Raw genomic sequence first — 19,694 nt, 5'->3', positions numbered from 1 at the left:
TAATCCCGAATTCATTTATTGAGTTCGGGATTTTTGTTTTAAATCACTTTACTTTTTTTGCAAAGGAGGGCTCATTTCTTTTATCGGGGTTTTTGGGGCCGTTTTCCGTATACAATTAATAACAACTCGTTTTAAGATGTAGTGATCGATTTAATGTTAAAAGTTTGTGGATACACAGACCTTGAAATTAGGATTATCGCTTACCTTGTAATGCGCTGGGTTTTGCGTTAGGGATTGTAAGGGTTCAGTGCCGATATTTCATCGGTACCGGAGCGAAGCGGAGCCCTGTAAAGCCCGCCCCCTTGCGCAGCTTGGGAAACGCCCTTATCAGTTTTCAGTTTTCAGTTGACAGTTTTCAGTTGACAGTTATTAGTTTGCAGTTATACTTATCGGTTTGCCCTTATCCGTTTTCAGTTAATAGTTATTAGTTTGCAGTTTATACTTATCAGTGAGCAGTTAACAATTATCAATTTTGAGTTGATAGTTTTTGGTTTGCAATTCACAATAGCCATTTCGCAGTTAAAAATTAACAACTACCAATTACCAGTTCGCCGTTTCCTGTTTTACGCTTTAATTAGGTTTTTAATACCTGAGCAGATTATTTATAAATCTTTTATTAGCTTTACCATATGCAGGCTGTAAACTACGAAAACGAAACAAGTTATGGTAATTTAGAACTGCTTGCCCAGCAAGTAGTAGAAGGTTTTATTACAGGCCTGCATAAAAGCCCTTTTCATGGTTTTTCGGTAGAGTTTGCTGAGCACCGCCAATACAATAATGGTGATAATGTTAAAAATATTGATTGGAAATTATATGCTAAAACCGATAAATTGTACAGCAAACGTTTTGAGGAGGAAACCAATCTCCGTTGCCAGTTTGTAATCGATGTTTCTTCTTCGATGTATTTCCCCGAGCCAAAAAATAACAAGCTTACTTTTGCTATAAAGGCTGCGGCATCATTAATGTACCTGCTTAAAAAACAACGCGATGCATTTGGTTTGAGCTTGTTTGCGGAAGAAATCCTTTTAAATTCGCCAGCAAAATCGACTACTGTACACCAGAAATATTTATTTACCCAGTTGGAGGAGCTGCTGCAGAAACCAAGCGTAAATGCACAAACCAACTTAAGCGAGGCCCTGCACCAGGTTGCCGAATTGATTCATAAACGCTCGCTGGTTATTATTTTTAGTGATCTTTTTAATACGCAAACCAGTATCGATAAAACCGATCAGTTTTTTGATGCGCTGCAACATTTAAAATTTAATAAACACGAAGTTGTGGTTTTTAATGTGGTAGATAAATCAAAAGAGGTTGATTTCGAATTTGAAAACCGACCTTACCAGTTTATCGATATGGAAACCGGCGAAACTATTAAAGTGCACACCAACCAGGTTAAAGACAATTACATGGCTGCGGTTACTGATTACCGCCAGCAAATTGCCTTGAAATGCGCCCAGTATAAAATCGATTTGATCGATGCCGATATACATGAAGGTTATTATCCTATTCTACAATCTTACTTAATTAAGCGGCAGAAATTAGGCTAATTTTTTTACAAAACAACCCCGAGGCCAGCAATGTTAAACTAATAACAATTCAAATTTAAAACTCCCTGATATGTTAGAAAAAGGCGCTACAGCACCAGATTTCGAATTGAATGCTACACCCGATCAAAAAATAAAACTTAAAGATTTTAAAGGTAAAAATGTAATCCTGGCTTTTTATCCTGCCGACTGGAGCCCGGTGTGCAGCGACCAGATGGCATTATATAACGAAATGTTAAAATATTTTGATAAGCACGATGCGCAGATTTTTGGTATCTCTGTAGATAGCGTATGGTGTCACCTTGCTTTTGAAGAGAATAGAAAGTTACATTTTCCACTTTTGGCCGATTTTGAACCAAAGGGAGCAGTTTCTAAAGCTTATGGCGCTTACGACGATGAACTTGGCGAAAGTAAACGTGCACTGTTTGTAATTGATAAGGAAGGTAAAATTGCATGGAGTTATTTATCTCCGATAGCGGTTAACCCTGGTGCCGATGGCATTTTGGATGCATTGGAAGAATTAAGCAAAAAATAATTATGAGCTCATTAAAACCTGAAGTAAGTAACCAGGATCACATTAAAGGTGATGATTCTGCAAGCATCACCATTGTGGAATTTGGCGATTACCAATGCCCGTATTGTGGCGATGCCTACCCGATTATAAAAGAGATTGAAGAAACTTTCGGACATCAGATTAAATTCATCTTCAGGCATTTTCCTTTGGCCAATGCACATGAGTTGGCTTTCCCTGCCGCAATAGCAGCCGAAGCAGCTGGCTTACAAGGTAAATTTTGGGAGATGCATGATGCACTTTACGAAAACCAATACCGGTTAACTGCTGATTTATTTGATGAACTGGCCGAAACAATTGGACTGGATTTGGAGCAGTTTCAGCAAGACAGTGCTTCTGCTGAAATTAAAACGAAAATAGAAGATGATTTTGACAGCGGTGTACGAAGCGGTGTAAATGGTACGCCCTCATTTTATGTAAACGGAACTAAGTTTGATGGTGGAGCAACAGATCTTTATCAGATGCTGAACGAAAGTGCCGGGTAAAATAAAATGCTTAATGGCAATAAACCTTCCTATATACGGGCTTGTTGATTTATGAGCAAGCCTTTTTTAGTCGAGCGTAAAGTTAACATTTAAAGTGTATTTGATACGAATGTCTCTGATTACATGAACCTCACAATCATCCTTTACTAAACGCTGGGAAATGATTAAATTTTCATTTGGTTTAAGGTTAATCTGCTGTTTAATATGATATTTTTTATTACAGCCCTTGGCCACATAACCATCCAAGTAGAAAGAAATATCAGTGATAACTTGTTTGGTGGTGTTTTTAATTGTGATTTTAGCAAATGTACCTAAATCGCTGTTGCGTATATATTTGATTTCTTTCACATAAACAGGTTTTCGCCTGTAAGTGGTGTCATTTAACATTGATTTTGAGGGTTCAGGTTTTTGAGCTGCCGTAATTTTTTCATGTCTTACTTTTTTGCTCATATTCTGAAATTGCATTTCAAAAGCTCCAAAACAGATAATTAATAATATTCCGAATCCTTTAGTAAGCATAATTTGAGTAGTTGTGATAACGGAAAGTTATTGCTTTTTTTTAAGATTAAACCTACTGCATATTTATGCCCTCATAGAGCCGCATTTTGCATAAAAAAACCTCATGTATTTTGCAATACATGAGGTATCAGATAAGGGTAACCGGAAAACTAAAAAACTAATTATGAGTTTTTAGAATTTAACAAAATTGAAATCGCTTCGTGTTTTGTTATTTCAAAGGTGCACTTCATTTATGAAGTTTTAGTGAAGAAAACTTTATCCATTCCCTAATGCGATACTTATGTTACAACTTAGGATAAAAAGTCTTTGTTGAGTCAGTTTGGCTTATTTTGTAGGTATAATAAAAACAATATTGGTGCTTAATCTCTTTATATGTTATCTTAAACAATCCCTGATTAAAAAATATCTTCATGAGTAAAAATGTGGCAGAACAACTGGTTGAAATGCTGGTTGAAGTTGGCGTAAAAAGAGTTTATGCCGTTACTGGAGACAGTTTAAATTATTTTAATGATGCGGTAAAAAGAAACGGTAAAATTAAATGGATCCACGTCCGTAATGAAGAAGCAGGTGCATTTGCCGCAGCAGCAGAAGCTGAACTTGATGGCATTGCTTGCTGCGCCGGAAGCTGCGGCCCGGGCCACGTTCATTTAATTAACGGCCTTTACGATGCCCACCGTTCGCATGTTCCTGTAATTGCCATTGCATCCACTATCCCAACCAGTGAGTTTGGGATGGACTTTTTTCAGGAAACCAATACCATAAAATTATTTGATGACTGCAGTTACTACAACCAGGTAGCCACAACTGCTGCACAGGCACCAAGAATGTTTCAAACCGCTGTGCAACACGCCATTCATAAAAAAGGTGTTGCCGTTTTCGGTTTGCCCGGCGATGTAGCCCAAATGGATGCTGTAGAAAGTATAACCGCCATGCAGCTGTTTAATAATAAACCGGTAATCCGTCCATCCGATATGGAGCTGAATACCCTGGCAGAATTGTTAAACAGTGAAAAGAAAATTATGCTTTATTGCGGAATAGGAGCCGCCGAAGCCCATGACGAAGTAGTAGCATTGGCAGCGAAACTAAAGGCACCTGTAGGATTTTCATTCCGTGGTAAAATGAGCATTCAATACGATAATCCTTATGAAGTTGGAATGACGGGGCTTTTAGGTCAGCCATCGGGTTACCATGCCATGCATGAAGCAGATGTTGTATTGCTTTTAGGAACCGATTTTCCTTATGTAAACTTTATGCCCGAAAAGAACAAGGTTGTGCAAATTGACGAAAAACCTGAACGATTGGGGAGAAGAGCAAAGCTTACCATGGGTTTATGTGGAAATATAAGTGATTCTGTTAGCGCATTATTGCCTCTTGTGGAAGAAAAAAAGGATGAAAGTTTCCTGAAAGCTCAGCTTGAGTTTTATCAGAAAGTAATAGAAAGACAACAGGTTTATGTTAAAGATAGGGGAGAAGAAAATAAAATTCAACCCGAATTTGTAGCTGAAACCCTAAACAGATTGGCTGCTCAGGATGCCATTTTTACCGTAGATACCGGGATGTGCTGTGTTTGGGGTGCACGTTTTATTGATGGAACCGGCGAACGCAAAATGTTAGGTTCTTTTAACCACGGTTCGATGGCGAATGCCATGCCTATGGCAATTGGCGCTGCTTTGGCGCATCCCGAAAAACAGGTTATAGCACTTTGTGGTGATGGTGGTTTATCAATGCTTTTGGGCGATCTGGCTACCATTAAACAATATAATCTTCCTATAAAACTAATTGTATTTAACAACAGGGCTTTAGGAATGGTGAAATTAGAAATGGAAGTTGATGGATTGCCTGATAATGAAACCGATATGATCAATCCGGATTTTGCATTGGTGGCGCAGGCCATGGGCTTTAAAGGAATTACAGTTTCTAAGCCTGAAGAAGTTGAAACTGCGATTAGTCATGCGCTAATTGAAGATGGACCAGTTTTGTTAAATATTATGACTAATCCCAATGCTTTAGCGATGCCACCAAAAATAGAATGGGCGCAGGTTAAAGGGATGACAGAATCGATGGCAAAGTTAATGCTTGGCGGAAAAATGAGCGAAGTTTTGGATACGATAAAATCAAATTATAAACATTTAGGGGAAGTGTTGTAGTTAGAGAAGTTTCGTCATTCCTACCCGATAGCTATCGGGTTGATTGGGAATCTTAATGCATGTTAATGTTTCATAAGCATTAAGATTCCCGCCTGCGCGGGAATGACGAGCTAAATAAAAAAACGTCATCTCGACTGAGGCGCAGCAGACCGGAGAGATCTATCTAAAAAGATTTCTCGGCTTCGTGGCACTTCGCTCGAAATGACGAAATAATATGAGGAATCCCTGTATTATAAATTTCCCCTCAATTCCTGCTCACGCTCTAAAGATTCGAATAAGGCTTTAAAGTTACCCGCGCCAAAACTTTGTGCTCCCTTGCGTTGAATAATCTCAAAGAACAGGGTAGGGCGGTCTTCTACCGGCTTGGTAAAAATTTGCAACAAGTAACCTTCCTCGTCACAATCTACCAAAATGCCCAAACTCTCCAATAAGGCTATTTCTTCATCAATTTTGCCCACACGCTGTGGCATCATATCATAATAAGCTTCAGGTGGAGCACTTAAAAATTCTACACCACGCGATTTTAGCTCTTTAACGGTTGTAACAATATCTTTGGTGGCCACGGCAATATGCTGTACACCTTCGCCCTCATAATATTCAAGGTATTCTTCAATCTGCGATTTCTTTTTACCTTCTGCAGGTTCGTTGATCGGGAATTTGGAATATCCGTTTCCGTTACTCATCACTTTGCTCATTAACGCCGAATATTCAGTATTGATTTGCTTATCATCAAAAGATAAAATATTTACAAATCCCATTACATCCTCATACCATTGTACAGCCTCGTTCATGCGGTTCCAACCTACATTACCTACACAATGGTCGATATATAAAAGACCGGCATCAGCAGGTTGATAATCGCTTTCCCATACACGGTAACCTGGCATAAAGGTTCCGTTATAATTTTTACGCTCAATAAACATGTGTACAGTTTCGCCATAAGTATAAATGCCACTCATCTTAAGCTCTCCGTTTTCATCCGTTAATGTTTGAGGAGCCAGATAGGGTTTCGCGCCACGTTTTGTGGTCTCTTCAAAGGCACTATAGGCATCGTCTACCCAAAGGGCCAATACTTTTACCCCATCGCCATGTTTTTTTACATGCTCTGCTATGGGATGATCTGATTTTAATGCTGTGGTTAAGATCAATCTGATTTTACCCTGTTGCAATACATATGATGAACGATCACGTACGCCAGTTTCTGGTCCGGCATAAGCCAGGCTTTGAAACCCAAATGCAGTTTTGTAGTAGTGGGCCGCTTGTTTAGCGTTGCCCACATAAAATTCAATATAATCAGTTCCGTTAATTGGCAGAAAATCTGGTGCTTTCGATATTTTTTCTGCGAATGTTTGTGTTTCCATTGTTGTTGTTATTTTTAAATGGTTAACCGCTTAATTGTTTAAATCGGTTAACTGTGCATGTTACTTTAAAGAGCTTAAATCTTATAATCCCGAAATCTTAATCATCCTAGCTTTACTCTACGTTAATCTGCCAGCTTTTATGGTAATTCTCATCTTCAATATCCAATGCATCTTGCGTAAGCATTAGCGGTTTAAAAGGATCGATCATAACTGCCAGCTCATCTGTTTTTTCTTTTCCGATTGATTTTTCTACGGTGCCGGGATGTGGCCCGTGAGGAATACCGCCCGGATGTAAGGTAATTTGCCCTTTAACTACACTTTTCCGACTCATAAAATCGCCATCAACATAATAAAGCACCTCATCGCTATCTACATTGCTATGGTTATATGGGGCCGGAATAGAATCTGGATGGTAATCGTATTTCCGCGGAACAAAAGAGCATACCACAAAATTGTGCCCTTCAAAAGTTTGATGAACAGGAGGTGGTTGGTGTAAACGGCCTGTTATCGGCTCAAAATCGTGTATTGAAAACGCGTATGGATAATGGTAACCATCCCAGCCTATATAATCGAAAGGATGTGTACCATAAGTATATGGATAAATAAAGCCCTGCTTTTTAATCAACACTTTAAAATCGCCATATTCATCATGCGTTTGCAGGTTTTCGGGCAATCTTAAATCGCGCTCACAATAGGGAGCATGTTCCATCAATTGGCCAAATTGATTTAAGTATCTTTTTGGCGGCCTAAGCGGACTAAAACTTTCTACAATGAACAGTCTGTTCTGCTCGTTATCGAATTCCATCTGGTAAATGGTTCCTCTGGGGATAATCAGATAATCGCCATAAGCAAATTTGATCTCGCCGAAACCTGTCTTCAATTTCCCCGAACCTTCATGGATAAAAATCATTTCATCGGCCTGGCTATTTTTGTAGAAATAATCCGTCATCGATTTTCTTGGTGCTGCCAAAACAATATGCAGATCGCTATTTACCAGAACAGCTTTTCTGCTTTTCAGAAAATCGTCTTCAGGTTTAATGTTAAAACCGATCAAACTGGTGTGCTTTAAGTGCTTTTCGCGGGCAATAGTGGGTTCTACGCTATAAGGCTCACCTAAATTTTTTACAATTGTTGGTGGGTGGCAATGGTAAACCAGCGAATATAAACTCGAAAATCCTTCGGTTGATACGAGTTCTTCTGCATAAAGATTTCCGTCAGGTTTACGAAAAACCGTGTGGCGTTTAGCTGGAATCTGCCCCAATTTATGATAAATAGGCATAATTAAATGATGTTATGGTTAGAAAAGAAAAATCCTAATGAATTAACAATTAAAACGGAAATGCGTTTCAATTAGCAAGAAAGGGTAGAGGAAATTACAGAGAATATTGAGCCATGATCAGCTTAGATAGCATCTTATAGCGACGGGCAGCTATGGCGTCGTTCACTAAGTTAATATGTAATGCTTTTAAGATCATGGTTTTAATGCTGCCAAGGTAAGTATTTTATTTAAAAGTTGAAATTTTAATTTACCTTTAATTGCATATAGCCCCGTTATTTTATGAAGTTAATTTTTACATTTTTAATTTGTATAGCCTTAAGTTATACCGTAAATGCACAACAAAGAGCCAAATACACAGTTAGGGTTGTAGATCGGAGTGGCAACGCCACAAGAGGTTCTTTTTATGCTGCTGCCGATGATGGTGTAACCATAATCAGAAACCGAAGGGATACCGTAAAACTCAGTGCCGATAGCATTAGCGCGTTGTACATTCACCGGAAAGGAATTGCAGCACCCTTAGCCATTGCCGGAGGTTTAACTTTTTTTGTATTGGCTGCCAAGAGCGATAAGTTGGTAGAATCTGTAGTGCTAATTGCTGCGGGAGTGCCTGTTGGCGTTTCAGGAGGGTTGTTGATCGGAGGATTGTTCTCCAATAAAAAAAATTACAAAGGTTTACAGGCAAAAGATTTTCCACTGATTAAATCAAACCTAAAGCAATATACCGTGTTAAAATAATACGACTAAGTTTATTTTGAATGCCCTAATTGCTTAGCTTTACCGCATATTTAACCAAATGATATATGAAACTAGTATCCTATAAAACCGAAGACAGAGAGCATCTTGGTGTGTTTGTAAGTGGACATATCTATAACTTAAATAGCTGCGATAAGCTTATTCCAGATAATATGAACGCGTTTTTGCTGGGTGGAGAGGTATTGATGGAACGGGCAAAAAAGATTGATGATCAAATAAAAGAAGGAAGTTTAACAGCTAAAGAGGAAATTTTTTATGAAATTTTAGCACCTGTTCCTCACCCTACAAGTTGCAGAGATGGATACGCTTTTAGGCAGCATGTTGCGGCCGCAAGGAGAAACAGAAAGGTTGATATGATTCCTCAGTTTGATGAGTATCCGATTTTTTATTTCACAAATCATAATGCCATTCAAGGCACAGGAGAAATCGAATGCATGCCAGATCATTTTGATAAACTCGATTTTGAACTTGAGCTTGCCGTTGTAATCGGTAAGAAGGGGAGAAACGTAAAAGCTGCAGAAGCCGATGGGTACATTGCCGGTTATATGGTAATGAACGATATGAGTGCGCGCACCTTACAAATGGAAGAAATGCTCCTGAATTTAGGCCCGGCAAAAGGAAAAGATTTCTCTACCGTAATTGGTCCGTGGCTGGTAACACCAGATGAATTGTTGCAATATAAAGTTGCACCCAAAGAAGGCCATGTGGGTAATGCATACGACCTTAAAATGACCTGCCGCGTTAATGGTATCGAAGTTTCGAAAGGAAATGCAGCAGATATGGACTGGACATTTGCCGAAATTATAGAACGTTGTGCTTATGGGGTCGATATTCTTCCAGGTGATGTAATTGGCTCCGGTACGGTAGGTACAGGCTGTTTTTTAGAATTAAACGGTACAGGTTTGCTTAACGATCCCAATTACAAAGTACAGTGGTTGCAACCAGGCGATGTGGTGGAAATGGAAATTACAGGCCTCGGCGCACTAACCAATACCATTACAAAAGCTGATACAGATTTTTCTATCTTAGGTTTGAAGAAATAATATATGCGCTCAAACAATAAGCATTGTTATCATTTATTCGTGGTTCATGGAGTCAGCTGACATCCTGATCACTCATTTAGGTAGGTTAAATTAATCCGTTGATTGTTGCAGAGCAGGTTAAAAATCTATCTTTTTTGCTTTACCGACCAAGGTTTCACAACGCTCGAAATGCCAAACTTTGGTTGTTATAATCTTCATTTAAACCACAATTTAACCTGTGTAAATATTGTTGACTTTAAATACCTCCGATCTTTCTGCTGTAGATTTACAGAATTATCTACAATACGCTATCGCTCCGCGGCCAATTTGCTTTGCCTCAACCATTGATGCTGATGGGAATATCAATTTAAGCCCCTTCAGTTTCTTTAACATGTTTAGCACAAAGCCGCCCATTTGTGTGTTTTCTCCATCCAGAAGGGTTCGCGATAATACCACCAAACATACTTTAGAAAACGTACTTCGGGTAAAAGAATGCGTAATCAATATTGTGAATTATGATATGGTACAGCAGATGAGTTTGGCCAGTACTGAGTATGCAAAAGGGGTTAATGAATTTGAAAAAGCGGGTTTTACGATGTTAAAATCTGAGATGGTACAACCACCGAGAGTGGCGGAAGCGCCGGTGCAGTTTGAGTGTGTAGTGAATGAAGTAATTTCATTGGGCAATAACCATGGTGCCGGCAATCTTGTTCTGGCAGAAATTAAGCTGATTCATATTAACGAGGATATTTTAGATAAAAATAATAGAATAGATCAGCATAAGATCGATCTGGTGGCGCGTTTAGGTGGCGATTGGTATTGTAGGGTTACAGACAATAACCTATTTAAGGTTGCAAAACCATTGGCTAAACTGGGTATAGGGGTAGATCGTTTGCCTCACTCCGTCCGTTTTTCGAAAGTATTAACCGGAAATGATTTAGGGAGGTTAGGCAATGTTGAACACTTACCCAGCGACGAGGAAATTGATCTGGTAAGCAATCACGCAGATGTTAAAGAGGTGCTGGATGCTACTATCGGCGATAGCACCAACCGCGAAAGGGAACTGCATGAGCTTGCAAAGAAGTTTCTCAATTTCGGAGATGTAGAACTTGCTTTAAAAATAGTTTTGCTTTAAATTTATTAAGGTAATCACTTAACTATGCATACAATTGTTCAGGTAGATCAGTACATCATAAACTCGGCAGAATTTGCGATTCCAATTTTGGATCATTTAAGAAACCTTATACATAAAGCCGATGCCCGGATTGAAGAAAAAATTAAGTGGGGGATGCCCTTTTTCGATTTCAAGGGAACGGTTTGCCATATGGCATCTTTTAAAAATCATTGTGCCTTTGGCTTTTGGAAAGGATCATTGATGAAAGATGAATATAGTATTTTTAAAGAACGTTCTAATGCAATGGGCTTGCTTGGTAAAATAACTTCTTTTAATGATTTACCTCCCGATGAAATTCTTATTGCTTATATCCAGCAGGCAATTCAATTAAATGAGGACAATATTAAACTGCCACCAAAACCAAAATCTACAGAGAAAAAAGAACTCATTTTGCCAGATTATTTTATAGAGGCCTTAAATGAAGCACCCCAGGCAATGGCTGTGTTCCAGAATTTCAGTTTATCCAATAAAAAAGATTATGTATTATGGCTGGAAGAGGCTAAAACCGAAGCAACCAGATTAAAAAGATTGGATACCACATTAGAATGGCTTGCCGAAGGTAAAACGAGGATGTGGAAGTATAAAAAATAACTAAAGAATACTCACAATTTTCATAAAACGGGCTTTATAATGACCATCCAGATCGGTAATTGTTACCTGGTGTGCTTTGCCCGACGATGCGTGGATAAATTTAATCCCGTTCTCATCAATTGAATAAACAATGCCAACATGACCAATTCTTCTTACTCTCGACTTACTTCCTGTAAAAATTAACACATCACCTACTTTTGCATTTTCCAAGCTCGTTTCTTTGCCTGCATAGCTAAATTCGCGCGATGAGCGTGGCACTTTGAACCCGAAATTGCTAAAAACATAACTAACAAAGCCAGAACAATCAAAGCCAACCTTTGGGTTGCTGGTGGCATAACGATAGGGAATTCCCAGCATGCTTTTGGCAAAATCGATAAGTGATGTTGAGTTTGTTGTAGAATTGTTTTCGGTAACGGTTACCTCTTTAGGAAGGGTGGCAACAAGTTTCTTTACCAACTCCTGGTACTGTGCGGGTAAGATTGTTTGGGCTTTTCCTGCCGTAGCAGACAAAATGAAAAACAAAATCGGGACTATTATTTTCTTCATATGTTGGAACCAAAGATATAAAAAATATCTAAAGTCGGTTAAAATGTTGAAAACGAGTTAAAACAAAAAAGTCTGAGATTTGTAACCCAGACTCTCATTTAAAATATTTGGCTTCGATTAAATACTTGGAAACATCGTTTGTGCTTTATCTCCGATGAGTGGAATTGGTTTCTTTTCACCTTGTATTGCAGCGATTAATCCGATAATCCACAGTACGAAAAGTCCGATCTGGACAATACGAAGGATATAATAGATACCTCCAAGGTCTGTAGCTAATATTATTGGAATAAATAATAAGCTTAACCCCCAACTTAATACAGTAGATACTAAATGAAATAAGAGAGTCTGCTTTAAGTGATACCTGCTGAGCTCGGTCTGATTATCTTTATACATTGCAAAGTAGGCTATTAACCATCCGATAAACCAAAAATAGCTTACTATCGCTGCATTTTTTCCGTTATCGACAGTTTTAAAAGGGGAGTTTGTTTCCATAGATTTTTTTAGTTTTCCGTTTAGGCTTGTAAATTACTAAAAAATATGAATATTAAGGCGTAGTAACCGCTACCGGCAAAATCTTTCCATTGAAAAACTTATGCCCTGTTTTTGCAAAATCAGCCACATATTTTCCCATTTCAAAGGCCATAACCGGACTTTGATAACCCGGAAAAGCAGCTTCTAGCATCTCAGTTTGTGCCGATCCCAATGCCAAACAGTTAATTTTGATTCCGGTTTCGGCCAATTCAAATGCCAAACATTCAGTTAAAGTGTGCAAGGCTGCTTTACTTGCAGAGTAGGCAGCAAGACCAGGGAATTTTATACTCCCCTGAAAACCGCCCATGCTGCCAATATTTACAATATGGCTTCCATTTTGCAATAGGGGTAAAACACTCTGAATCATTTTGAAATGTGAAATTACATTACTTTGGAGCATTACACCCAAATCAACTTCTGTAGTTTCTAAAAATGGTTTGTTAATCAATGCACCAGCGTTATTAATCAAAATATCAACTGTGCCTAAACGCTCTTTCAAAAATGGCAATAAGGCTGCATAATCATCATTCACAATATCAAACTCTACTGGCAAAAGGGTGCAGTCAGGATTAATGCCCTTAGCTATTTCCAACAATTTACGTAGCTTATCAGCCGAACGGGCAATAGCAACTATTTTATTTTCTTTCTGTAAGCTAAATTCTAAAGCAGTTTCGAACCCAATTCCACTACTAGCACCTGTAATTATAATGTTCATTAAAATTTTAATTTGTTGTAAAGTTAAAAGATTGGAATGTTTTAGCCTAAGATAATTCTAGCTTGAAAGAAAATTCATAATATTTTAGCAATGTTTCGTTATGCTGAACGGAATCTTCAGAATCAACAACTATTTTGCATAATACCATGAAATAATTCAGGATTACGACCGATTTTAAGCCTCATTATAGTTTTTGTTTGCAAAGAGCATTGTTGGATAAGCAATTTAATTCTCTATTCCATTCTCAATGTACTCAATCGTCAACAAGCAATTGGCTCACCGGATTTTTAATCACATGCAAGCCATCACTGATCAGTTTGGAATGGTCTAACTCCCTGCCTGCTTTAATTTCTAAATATACCTGAACTTCTTTTTCAAGTTGGTGGTAAATCTTTTTATGGTAAACAATCTCCAAAATTTCTAATGCACAAAGCCAATCTTGCCTGTGGCCGGTTTTTAATTCCGCGAAAATTTCAGAAAGCATATCCAGGTTTTCTCCACTTTCCCTAATCTCCCTTACTTTTTGGTATAAAGCATGTAGCTTTGTTGTTTTACCATCGTAGGCAATTTGATGGGTTTTCTCCCCACTGATTAAAGTAATTTCTTCATAGGCATCTTTATCAGCCGCGCCATTAAAAACCGAGATAATTTTCTCGCCTACTGCCATATCATAAATGCCCCACTCGGGTTTAAACAAAATATTTCCGTTGCTTTCTGTAACAGTACAATCTTTAAAAGCAATTAAAATCAATTTATTTTCTTTAAATAAAATATCTTTAACAAGCCCAACCACTTTAATGCCACTCTCAAATAAAAGTTCGGCTTTTTCTCCTAAAATAATACCTAAAGCCTGTAATTCTGGTGTGCTATTATCTTCTAAAGCCTTTGTGCTGTTTTTTAATTTACCAACCGGCGAAGAAAATCCATCGGCGTGGTAATCTTTTCCATGTGCAATTAGTTGTTTGCCATTAAAGGCCAATGCAGATGGACCAGTTGTTTTAATAAAAGTTACTTCATCTTTCATGCCGACACCAATATCGGTAAATATACCGCTCACCTGTAAGCCCGAGCTGTAAACTGCTGTTGCTATATTTTTGCAGGCAATGGCTTTCATAATACTTTCTGTGCCGCCCTTTCTAAAAGCCATGGTGTTGGCAAAAGTTTCTAAAACATCAATTAAATTCTGAAAAGTTTCAGTTACAAAAAGTTGTGGTTGTGGTTTGGTAATATCGTATGGATAATTAATGGTATCCATGTTATACCAAAGTTTTGTTACCTCATTCTGCATGCAGGTTGCACTTTCACCTATAGAAGAAAGTAAGCCTGCACCATAAATTTTTGGGTTTTCTAATGTGCCGATCAAACCATATTCAACCGTCCACCAATGCAAGCGGCCAAGCAATGCCATTTCAGAAGGTTCGCCCATATTATCATTAATGTAGCGGAGTTCCTTTTCTGCTTTAGCAATCTGAAATTCGTCGGCATCATTAGCTTCCTTTAAAATAGAAATCTTTCTTATGGCTTCATAAAGTTCGAAATCTTTGGCCGAAAACATGGCTTTGGCCCCGATTGAACCAAAATAACTTAGATAATTATTATAATCGGCATCAGCAATAATAGGTGCATGGCCTGCACTTTCGTGTATAATATCGGGTGCCGGAGTATATTCGATATGGTTAATCTGGCGGATATCGGCAGCAATTACCAAAACACGGTAAGCCTGGTATTCCATAAAAGCAGCTGGTGGAATAAATCCGTCAACCGTTACAGCCCCCCAACCAATTTTACCCAAATTATCATTCATGGTTTGTAAATCAGGAATGTGCTCAATACTCAAGCCAGCCCGCTGTAAACCTTTTATATATGGGTAATAAGCAACATTTTTTAGGTAACTGTAATTCTGGCGCATTACGTAACGCCATACTGCTTGATCAACCGGCGTATATTTTGCGTAATTCTGGTCAACAATAAATTGCTTCAAATGATTGGGCAATTTTGCTACCTGCGCATTATTAAAATCATTTAAATGGCTCATGGTTATTCTGAAAATAAGTTGGTCGGCAGCTAAGTTAGCTTGTTGTTTTTATCTTAACAAGTAAGCAACAGGATTAATTAACAGGTTAAAGTAATAAAGGTTTTGGGTGGTAAAAAAGAAAGATTAATGGTTAGTGAAGGAATGATGGAATTTCATCGGAGAGGTTCTGAATGCCTTTTTGCCAAATCTTTTTACTGTTCTTAGACTACGCTACCACTGACATGTTTTAGTAAAGCGGTCGTCATTGCTGAGGTACGAAGCAATCATTCATGCTAGTGAGCCTTGCCATAAAGATTGCTTCGTCGGCTGAAAAAGCCTTCTCGCAATGACGAAACTTAAATCTTCCTCGTTACAAACGAGGACGATATAGTTCTCCGTGCTTTCTGTGTCTCCGTGGCAAAACAATGCTATTGCCAAACTGAATTATTGATTTTTCTTTTCATTTTTATCCCCGATTTTTTTTACACTAAATGTAAAATAGTGTTGATACAGGTAACTGAAAAGTGCCATTGAAACAGAAACTAATATTCTCGATAAAATAGATAAAGCGGGGTAATCTCTTAAAAGCTCCAATAAAAACTTTAAAAAAACATATGTTGCAAGAATGTTGATAAACTGAAGATTTAAAAAACGAAAAAGCTGAACCCTGCCCTTTAGTTCACTGTGCGTAAATATTACATATTTATTCAGCAAAAAACTGGTTGGTATGGCAACTAAATAATCTACCAGTAGTGATGCGGTTTCTCTCTGAAGTACAATTACTCCAAAATTTACTTCCGCTGTTTTAAAAATGAAAAAGTAAGCGAAATAATAGCTTAGTATACCCAATAATAAAGTGCCACCACCTGTAGCCAAATACCTGAAATTATGTGGAGAGATATATTTTTTAAAAGGAGGGTAGAAAAAATCTATTATGGCTAAAATTGCATTACGCATTGGGGTTCAAAGTTAAATTTAAAAGCTCAAATGATCAAAAACGAGCTATCGCATATCATTATTAGCGCAAAGGTAATTTTTTATACAGAATATTATAGAAACAAAAAATGCCTCCAATTTTGGGAGACATTTTAATACCGTTATCCGTTAGTGGCTTTATGCGGCGGATCTGCATGCACCATACCTTCCATTGCTTGGTCTAAATTTAAATCCAAACCTTTTGCAATGGCCAGGCCTAAACTCATATCTGCTCTAAACCAATGGCAAAGCTGTCGGTTTACAATTTCATCCTTTTTAACACCATTTATGCCACCCATTGCGCTTACAATATTTGCAATGGTATTTTTTCTGGCTTCGGGATCCATTAAACGGAATAAGTTGCCTGGTTGCGTATAATGATCGTTTTCACCTTCAACATTTCTATTGTAACTATCGGCCAATAATGATTCTAAAGGCCAGGCGGGTTGTTTATAGCTTTCATCAACCACAATATCATCAAAACTGTTTGGAAAATAATTTGGGTTCGATCCACCGTTACCATTAACTGCCATTAAACCATCGCGCTGGTAATTATTGGTCATAAACGGACATCGGTTAACCGGAATTTGTTCGTAATTGCCACCCAAACGGTAACGTTGTGCATCCGGATAAGATAAAATCCTGCCTTGCAACATTTTATCCGGCGAGTAATAAATGCCATCCACTACGTGTGCAGGAGCAAAGGCGGCTTGCTCTACGTGCGCAAAATAATTGTCAGGATTTTCGTTCAATTCCAATTCACCCACTTCAATTAAAGGATAATCGCGGTGTGGCCAAACTTTGGTTAAATCGAATGGATTAATGTGGTAAGTTTTGGCTTCATCAAAAGGCATAATCTGCACTTTAAGTGTCCATTTCGGAAACTCACCTCTTTCTATGGCTTCAAACAGATCGCGTTGCGAATGGTCAGGATCCTGAGATTTCATGTCAACAGCTTCGTTGTTGGTGAAGTTTTGGATACCCTGTTTAGTTTTAAAGTGAAACTTCACATAAAAACGCTCATGTTTATTGTTGTAAAAAGAGAAGGTGTGACTGCCGAAACCATCCATATGGCGGTAAGAAAATGGTGTTCCCCTATCGCTCATTAAAATTAATACCTGGTGTAAGCTTTCAGGATTCAAACTCCAAAAATCCCACATCATGGTCGGGCTTTTCATATTTGTTTGCGGATCGCGTTTTTGGGTGTGGATAAAATCGCCAAATTTTTTCGGATCTTTCACAAAGAAAACGGGTGTATTGTTACCAACCAAATCCCAGTTTCCATCTTCAGTATAAAATTTAAGCGCAAAGCCACGCGGATCGCGTTCACTATCAGCCGAACCTTTTTCGCCGCCAACAGTAGAAAAACGTAAGAAAGTACGGGTTTGCTTCCCAATTTCGGAGAAGAGTTTGGCCTTTGTATATTTTGTAATGTCGTGGGTAACAGTAAAAGTTCCATAAGCACCAGATCCTTTTGCATGTACCACCCGTTCAGGTATCCGCTCACGGTTAAAATGAGCCATTTTTTCGTGTAAAATGAAATCCTGGATCAGAATCGGGCCACGTGGACCAACCGTCATGCTATCTTCGTTATTTGCGTATGGAATGCCCGATGCACTTGTTAGCTTTTTCTTTTCGCTCATCGTTTAGGGTTTGTAATCTGGTATAAAAATGGAGTAATTTTCGCAAGCAAATAAATAGTTTTTTTCTATTTTGACATAGAGAAAATTGTTGCATTTATAAAAAAATGCAACAGATAAATCTACTATAATTTATTGGTTATTAGTGTAAAATGTAGGTTGCGCAACAAAATCGATCACTGCACACCAGGAGTAAGAAGGATGCGGCTGAATGCTTACGCCAACCGTATTGAGTTTGTATTTCTGATCCAATAGGTTAAAGCGGTGACCAAGAGATGGTACACCACAATCCAACAACAAATGGCATACAATATCTAAACTGTTCGAATAACCAAAATCGATATTTTCGCTCATGGCTTTATTAGGAAAATATTTAGATAAACGCTTCGAAAATTTATCGCCATTGCTACTTTCATGTGTATCGAGGTTATTTCTGTTTAAATCCTGGGCATGGTTGCGGCTTAACGAGGTAAGTTTATCATCAGGATAAAACATCTGCAAATTTTTGATACCCCGTAAATGTTTCAATAAAGAGGTATAGTAAGAGTTGTTCCGTGTAATTTTAAGTTCATTGTAGTTTCTATATTGGCGAACTTTAGCATTGTAGTTATTAATGTAATCTTCTAAAAAGGTATAGTAAAACTTTTCTCCATCAATTCGGATGAGATTCATGTACATCACTATGTTTTTTTCTTCGTTGCTTAAGTAAGCTGCATTTGCTGCGGTATTTGCTTTACGAAATTCGGCATCTGTCCACTTTTGGGCATTGGCATGGCCTATTATAAGGAATACAAAGAGTGCTGGTAGCAGTATTTTAAACATGGGATGATTTTCATGGATAACGCCGTTTGATGCGGATTATTTTCTGTTTAACGGATTTTAGTTGGCGTTATGCCATGGGTTAAGCCTTTATTATTCAATTAGGCAAAAAAATAACTACAAATACACCAAAATACCAAGCTATTAACATTGGTGCCTTAGTGCATTCATGGTCAAAAGCTACGTTTATGATTATAAAAACATACCGCCTGAAGCTTCAATGCGTTGGGCATTGATCCATCTTGCATCTTCAGTACATAAGAATGCTATTACGCCACCAATATCATCTGGCAAGCCTACACGGCCTAAAGCGGTATTAGCAGCAATTCCTGCATTTACCTGGTCATTGTCGCGTACAACACCACCCCCAAAATCGGTTTCAATAGCTCCTGGAGCAATAATATTCGATCTGATTCCTCTTGCGCCTAATTCTTTTGCCTGGTATTTGGTTAATGTTTCCATTGCACCCTTCATAGCTGCATATGCCGCATAACCCGGAGTAGCAAAACGTGCCAAGCCGCTGGAAACGTTAATAATCCCACTTCCATCATTTAATAAGGCCAGGGCTTTTTGCGTTAAAAAGAAAGCACCCTTATAATGGATATTTACCAAAGTATCAAATTGTTCTTCGGTGGTTTCGGCAAAAGAAGCATGGATGCCGACGCCTGCATTGTTTATTAAAAAGTCGAATTTTTCTGCATTAAAAACAGTTTTTAGCACGTTTTTAACTTCAGCGAAAAAAGCATCAAAAGTAGTGCTATCGGCTACATTTAACTGTAAAGCAGCTGCATTAACGCCGAATTCTTTAATCTCTTTTACGGTTTGTTCTGCTTCTTCCTTTTTGGATTGATAGGTTATAATTACATCTATCCCTTTAGAAGCGATTTTTAAGGCTGCATTTTTTCCTAATCCGCGACTACCGCCGGTTACCAGGGCAATTTTATTTTGTGTTTCCATTTTCTTTTAATTTGTTAAACAAAATTAGATGGAAATATGCTGTAAAAATGG

The 19,694-nt window shown here is 38.1% G+C and carries 19 protein-coding genes; 8 read left to right on the top strand and 11 right to left on the bottom strand.

Annotation, left to right across the window (positions count from 1 at the left end; genetic code table 11):
- Positions 1-629 precede the first annotated feature (629 nt).
- From ASE74_RS23100 to ASE74_RS23090, 3 genes are all read left to right on the top strand, one after another.
- Positions 630-1,547: a DUF58 domain-containing protein gene (locus ASE74_RS23100; RefSeq protein ID WP_055914768.1), complete on the top strand. Its 918-nt coding sequence runs from the start codon at positions 630-632 to the stop codon at positions 1,545-1,547.
- A 70-nt stretch (positions 1,548-1,617) separates the two neighbouring features.
- The gene (locus tag ASE74_RS23095) at positions 1,618-2,079 is read left to right on the top strand and encodes a redoxin domain-containing protein (RefSeq protein ID WP_055914766.1); all 462 of its coding nucleotides are present in this window, start codon (positions 1,618-1,620) and stop codon (positions 2,077-2,079) included.
- A gap of 2 nt (positions 2,080-2,081) precedes the next feature.
- Positions 2,082-2,600 carry a thioredoxin domain-containing protein gene (locus ASE74_RS23090; protein WP_055914763.1) on the top strand — a complete coding sequence of 173 codons (519 nt, stop codon included), beginning with the start codon at positions 2,082-2,084 and terminating at the stop codon, positions 2,598-2,600.
- A gap of 66 nt (positions 2,601-2,666) precedes the next feature.
- Here ASE74_RS23090 and ASE74_RS23085 read toward each other — a convergent pair whose 3' ends face one another.
- Complete coding sequence (locus ASE74_RS23085) at positions 2,667-3,119, bottom strand: hypothetical protein (protein ID WP_055914759.1); 453 nt, start codon at positions 3,117-3,119, stop codon at positions 2,667-2,669.
- Between the two features lie 410 nt (positions 3,120-3,529).
- Here ASE74_RS23085 and ASE74_RS23080 point away from each other — a divergent pair, with 410 nt between their 5' ends.
- The gene (locus ASE74_RS23080) at positions 3,530-5,266 is read left to right on the top strand and encodes a thiamine pyrophosphate-dependent enzyme (protein ID WP_055914756.1); all 1,737 of its coding nucleotides are present in this window, start codon (positions 3,530-3,532) and stop codon (positions 5,264-5,266) included.
- 230 nt (positions 5,267-5,496) lie between these two features.
- Here ASE74_RS23080 and hppD read toward each other — a convergent pair whose 3' ends face one another.
- Positions 5,497-6,627: a 4-hydroxyphenylpyruvate dioxygenase gene (gene hppD / locus ASE74_RS23075; RefSeq protein WP_055914753.1), complete on the bottom strand. Its 1,131-nt coding sequence runs from the start codon at positions 6,625-6,627 to the stop codon at positions 5,497-5,499.
- A gap of 112 nt (positions 6,628-6,739) precedes the next feature.
- Complete coding sequence (locus tag ASE74_RS23070) at positions 6,740-7,906, bottom strand: homogentisate 1,2-dioxygenase (RefSeq protein WP_055914750.1); 1,167 nt, start codon at positions 7,904-7,906, stop codon at positions 6,740-6,742.
- A gap of 279 nt (positions 7,907-8,185) precedes the next feature.
- Between ASE74_RS23070 and ASE74_RS23065 the strand changes: the two genes are divergently transcribed.
- The 4 genes from ASE74_RS23065 (at position 8,186) to ASE74_RS23050 (ending at position 11,446) form a co-directional block, all read left to right on the top strand.
- Positions 8,186-8,641, top strand: coding sequence for a hypothetical protein (locus tag ASE74_RS23065; protein ID WP_055914747.1), 456 nt, complete (start codon positions 8,186-8,188; stop codon positions 8,639-8,641).
- Positions 8,642-8,706: 65 nt separating this feature from the next.
- Positions 8,707-9,702, top strand: a complete 996-nt coding sequence (locus tag ASE74_RS23060; RefSeq protein WP_055914744.1) for a fumarylacetoacetate hydrolase family protein — start codon at positions 8,707-8,709, stop codon at positions 9,700-9,702.
- Positions 9,703-9,928: 226 nt separating this feature from the next.
- Entirely contained in the window at positions 9,929-10,816 is an 888-nt protein-coding gene (locus tag ASE74_RS23055; RefSeq protein WP_055914741.1) for a flavin reductase family protein, read from the top strand.
- 24 nt (positions 10,817-10,840) lie between these two features.
- A complete protein-coding gene (locus tag ASE74_RS23050) occupies positions 10,841-11,446 on the top strand; it encodes a YdeI family protein (RefSeq protein ID WP_055914739.1) in 606 nt (201 codons plus the stop codon).
- On the opposite strand, the gene ASE74_RS23045 is transcribed toward ASE74_RS23050, so the two are convergent.
- The 8 genes from ASE74_RS23045 to ASE74_RS23010 all read right to left on the bottom strand — a co-directional run bounded on the left by ASE74_RS23045 (position 11,447) and on the right by ASE74_RS23010 (position 19,643).
- Positions 11,447-11,992, bottom strand: a complete 546-nt coding sequence (locus tag ASE74_RS23045) for a C40 family peptidase (RefSeq protein ID WP_055914736.1) — start codon at positions 11,990-11,992, stop codon at positions 11,447-11,449.
- Between the two features lie 117 nt (positions 11,993-12,109).
- Positions 12,110-12,484 (bottom strand): DUF4870 domain-containing protein, encoded by a 375-nt coding sequence (locus tag ASE74_RS23040; RefSeq protein WP_055914733.1) that lies wholly within the window; start codon positions 12,482-12,484, stop codon positions 12,110-12,112.
- A 52-nt stretch (positions 12,485-12,536) separates the two neighbouring features.
- Entirely contained in the window at positions 12,537-13,238 is a 702-nt protein-coding gene (locus tag ASE74_RS23035) for an SDR family oxidoreductase (protein ID WP_055914729.1), read from the bottom strand.
- Positions 13,239-13,491: 253 nt separating this feature from the next.
- Positions 13,492-15,273, bottom strand: coding sequence for an aromatic amino acid hydroxylase (locus ASE74_RS23030; protein ID WP_055914726.1), 1,782 nt, complete (start codon positions 15,271-15,273; stop codon positions 13,492-13,494).
- A 423-nt stretch (positions 15,274-15,696) separates the two neighbouring features.
- Entirely contained in the window at positions 15,697-16,209 is a 513-nt protein-coding gene (locus ASE74_RS23025) for a GtrA family protein (protein WP_055914721.1), read from the bottom strand.
- 140 nt (positions 16,210-16,349) lie between these two features.
- Positions 16,350-17,870: a catalase gene (locus ASE74_RS23020; protein WP_055914718.1), complete on the bottom strand. Its 1,521-nt coding sequence runs from the start codon at positions 17,868-17,870 to the stop codon at positions 16,350-16,352.
- 129 nt (positions 17,871-17,999) lie between these two features.
- Complete coding sequence (locus ASE74_RS23015) at positions 18,000-18,689, bottom strand: CAP domain-containing protein (protein WP_055914715.1); 690 nt, start codon at positions 18,687-18,689, stop codon at positions 18,000-18,002.
- Between the two features lie 189 nt (positions 18,690-18,878).
- Positions 18,879-19,643: an SDR family NAD(P)-dependent oxidoreductase gene (locus ASE74_RS23010; RefSeq protein WP_055914712.1), complete on the bottom strand. Its 765-nt coding sequence runs from the start codon at positions 19,641-19,643 to the stop codon at positions 18,879-18,881.
- Positions 19,644-19,694 lie beyond the last annotated feature (51 nt).

This window comes from Pedobacter sp. Leaf216, assembly GCF_001421515.1.
Taxonomy (GTDB): domain Bacteria; phylum Bacteroidota; class Bacteroidia; order Sphingobacteriales; family Sphingobacteriaceae; genus Pedobacter.
This window is presented reverse-complemented; position numbering and strand designations above follow the sequence as displayed.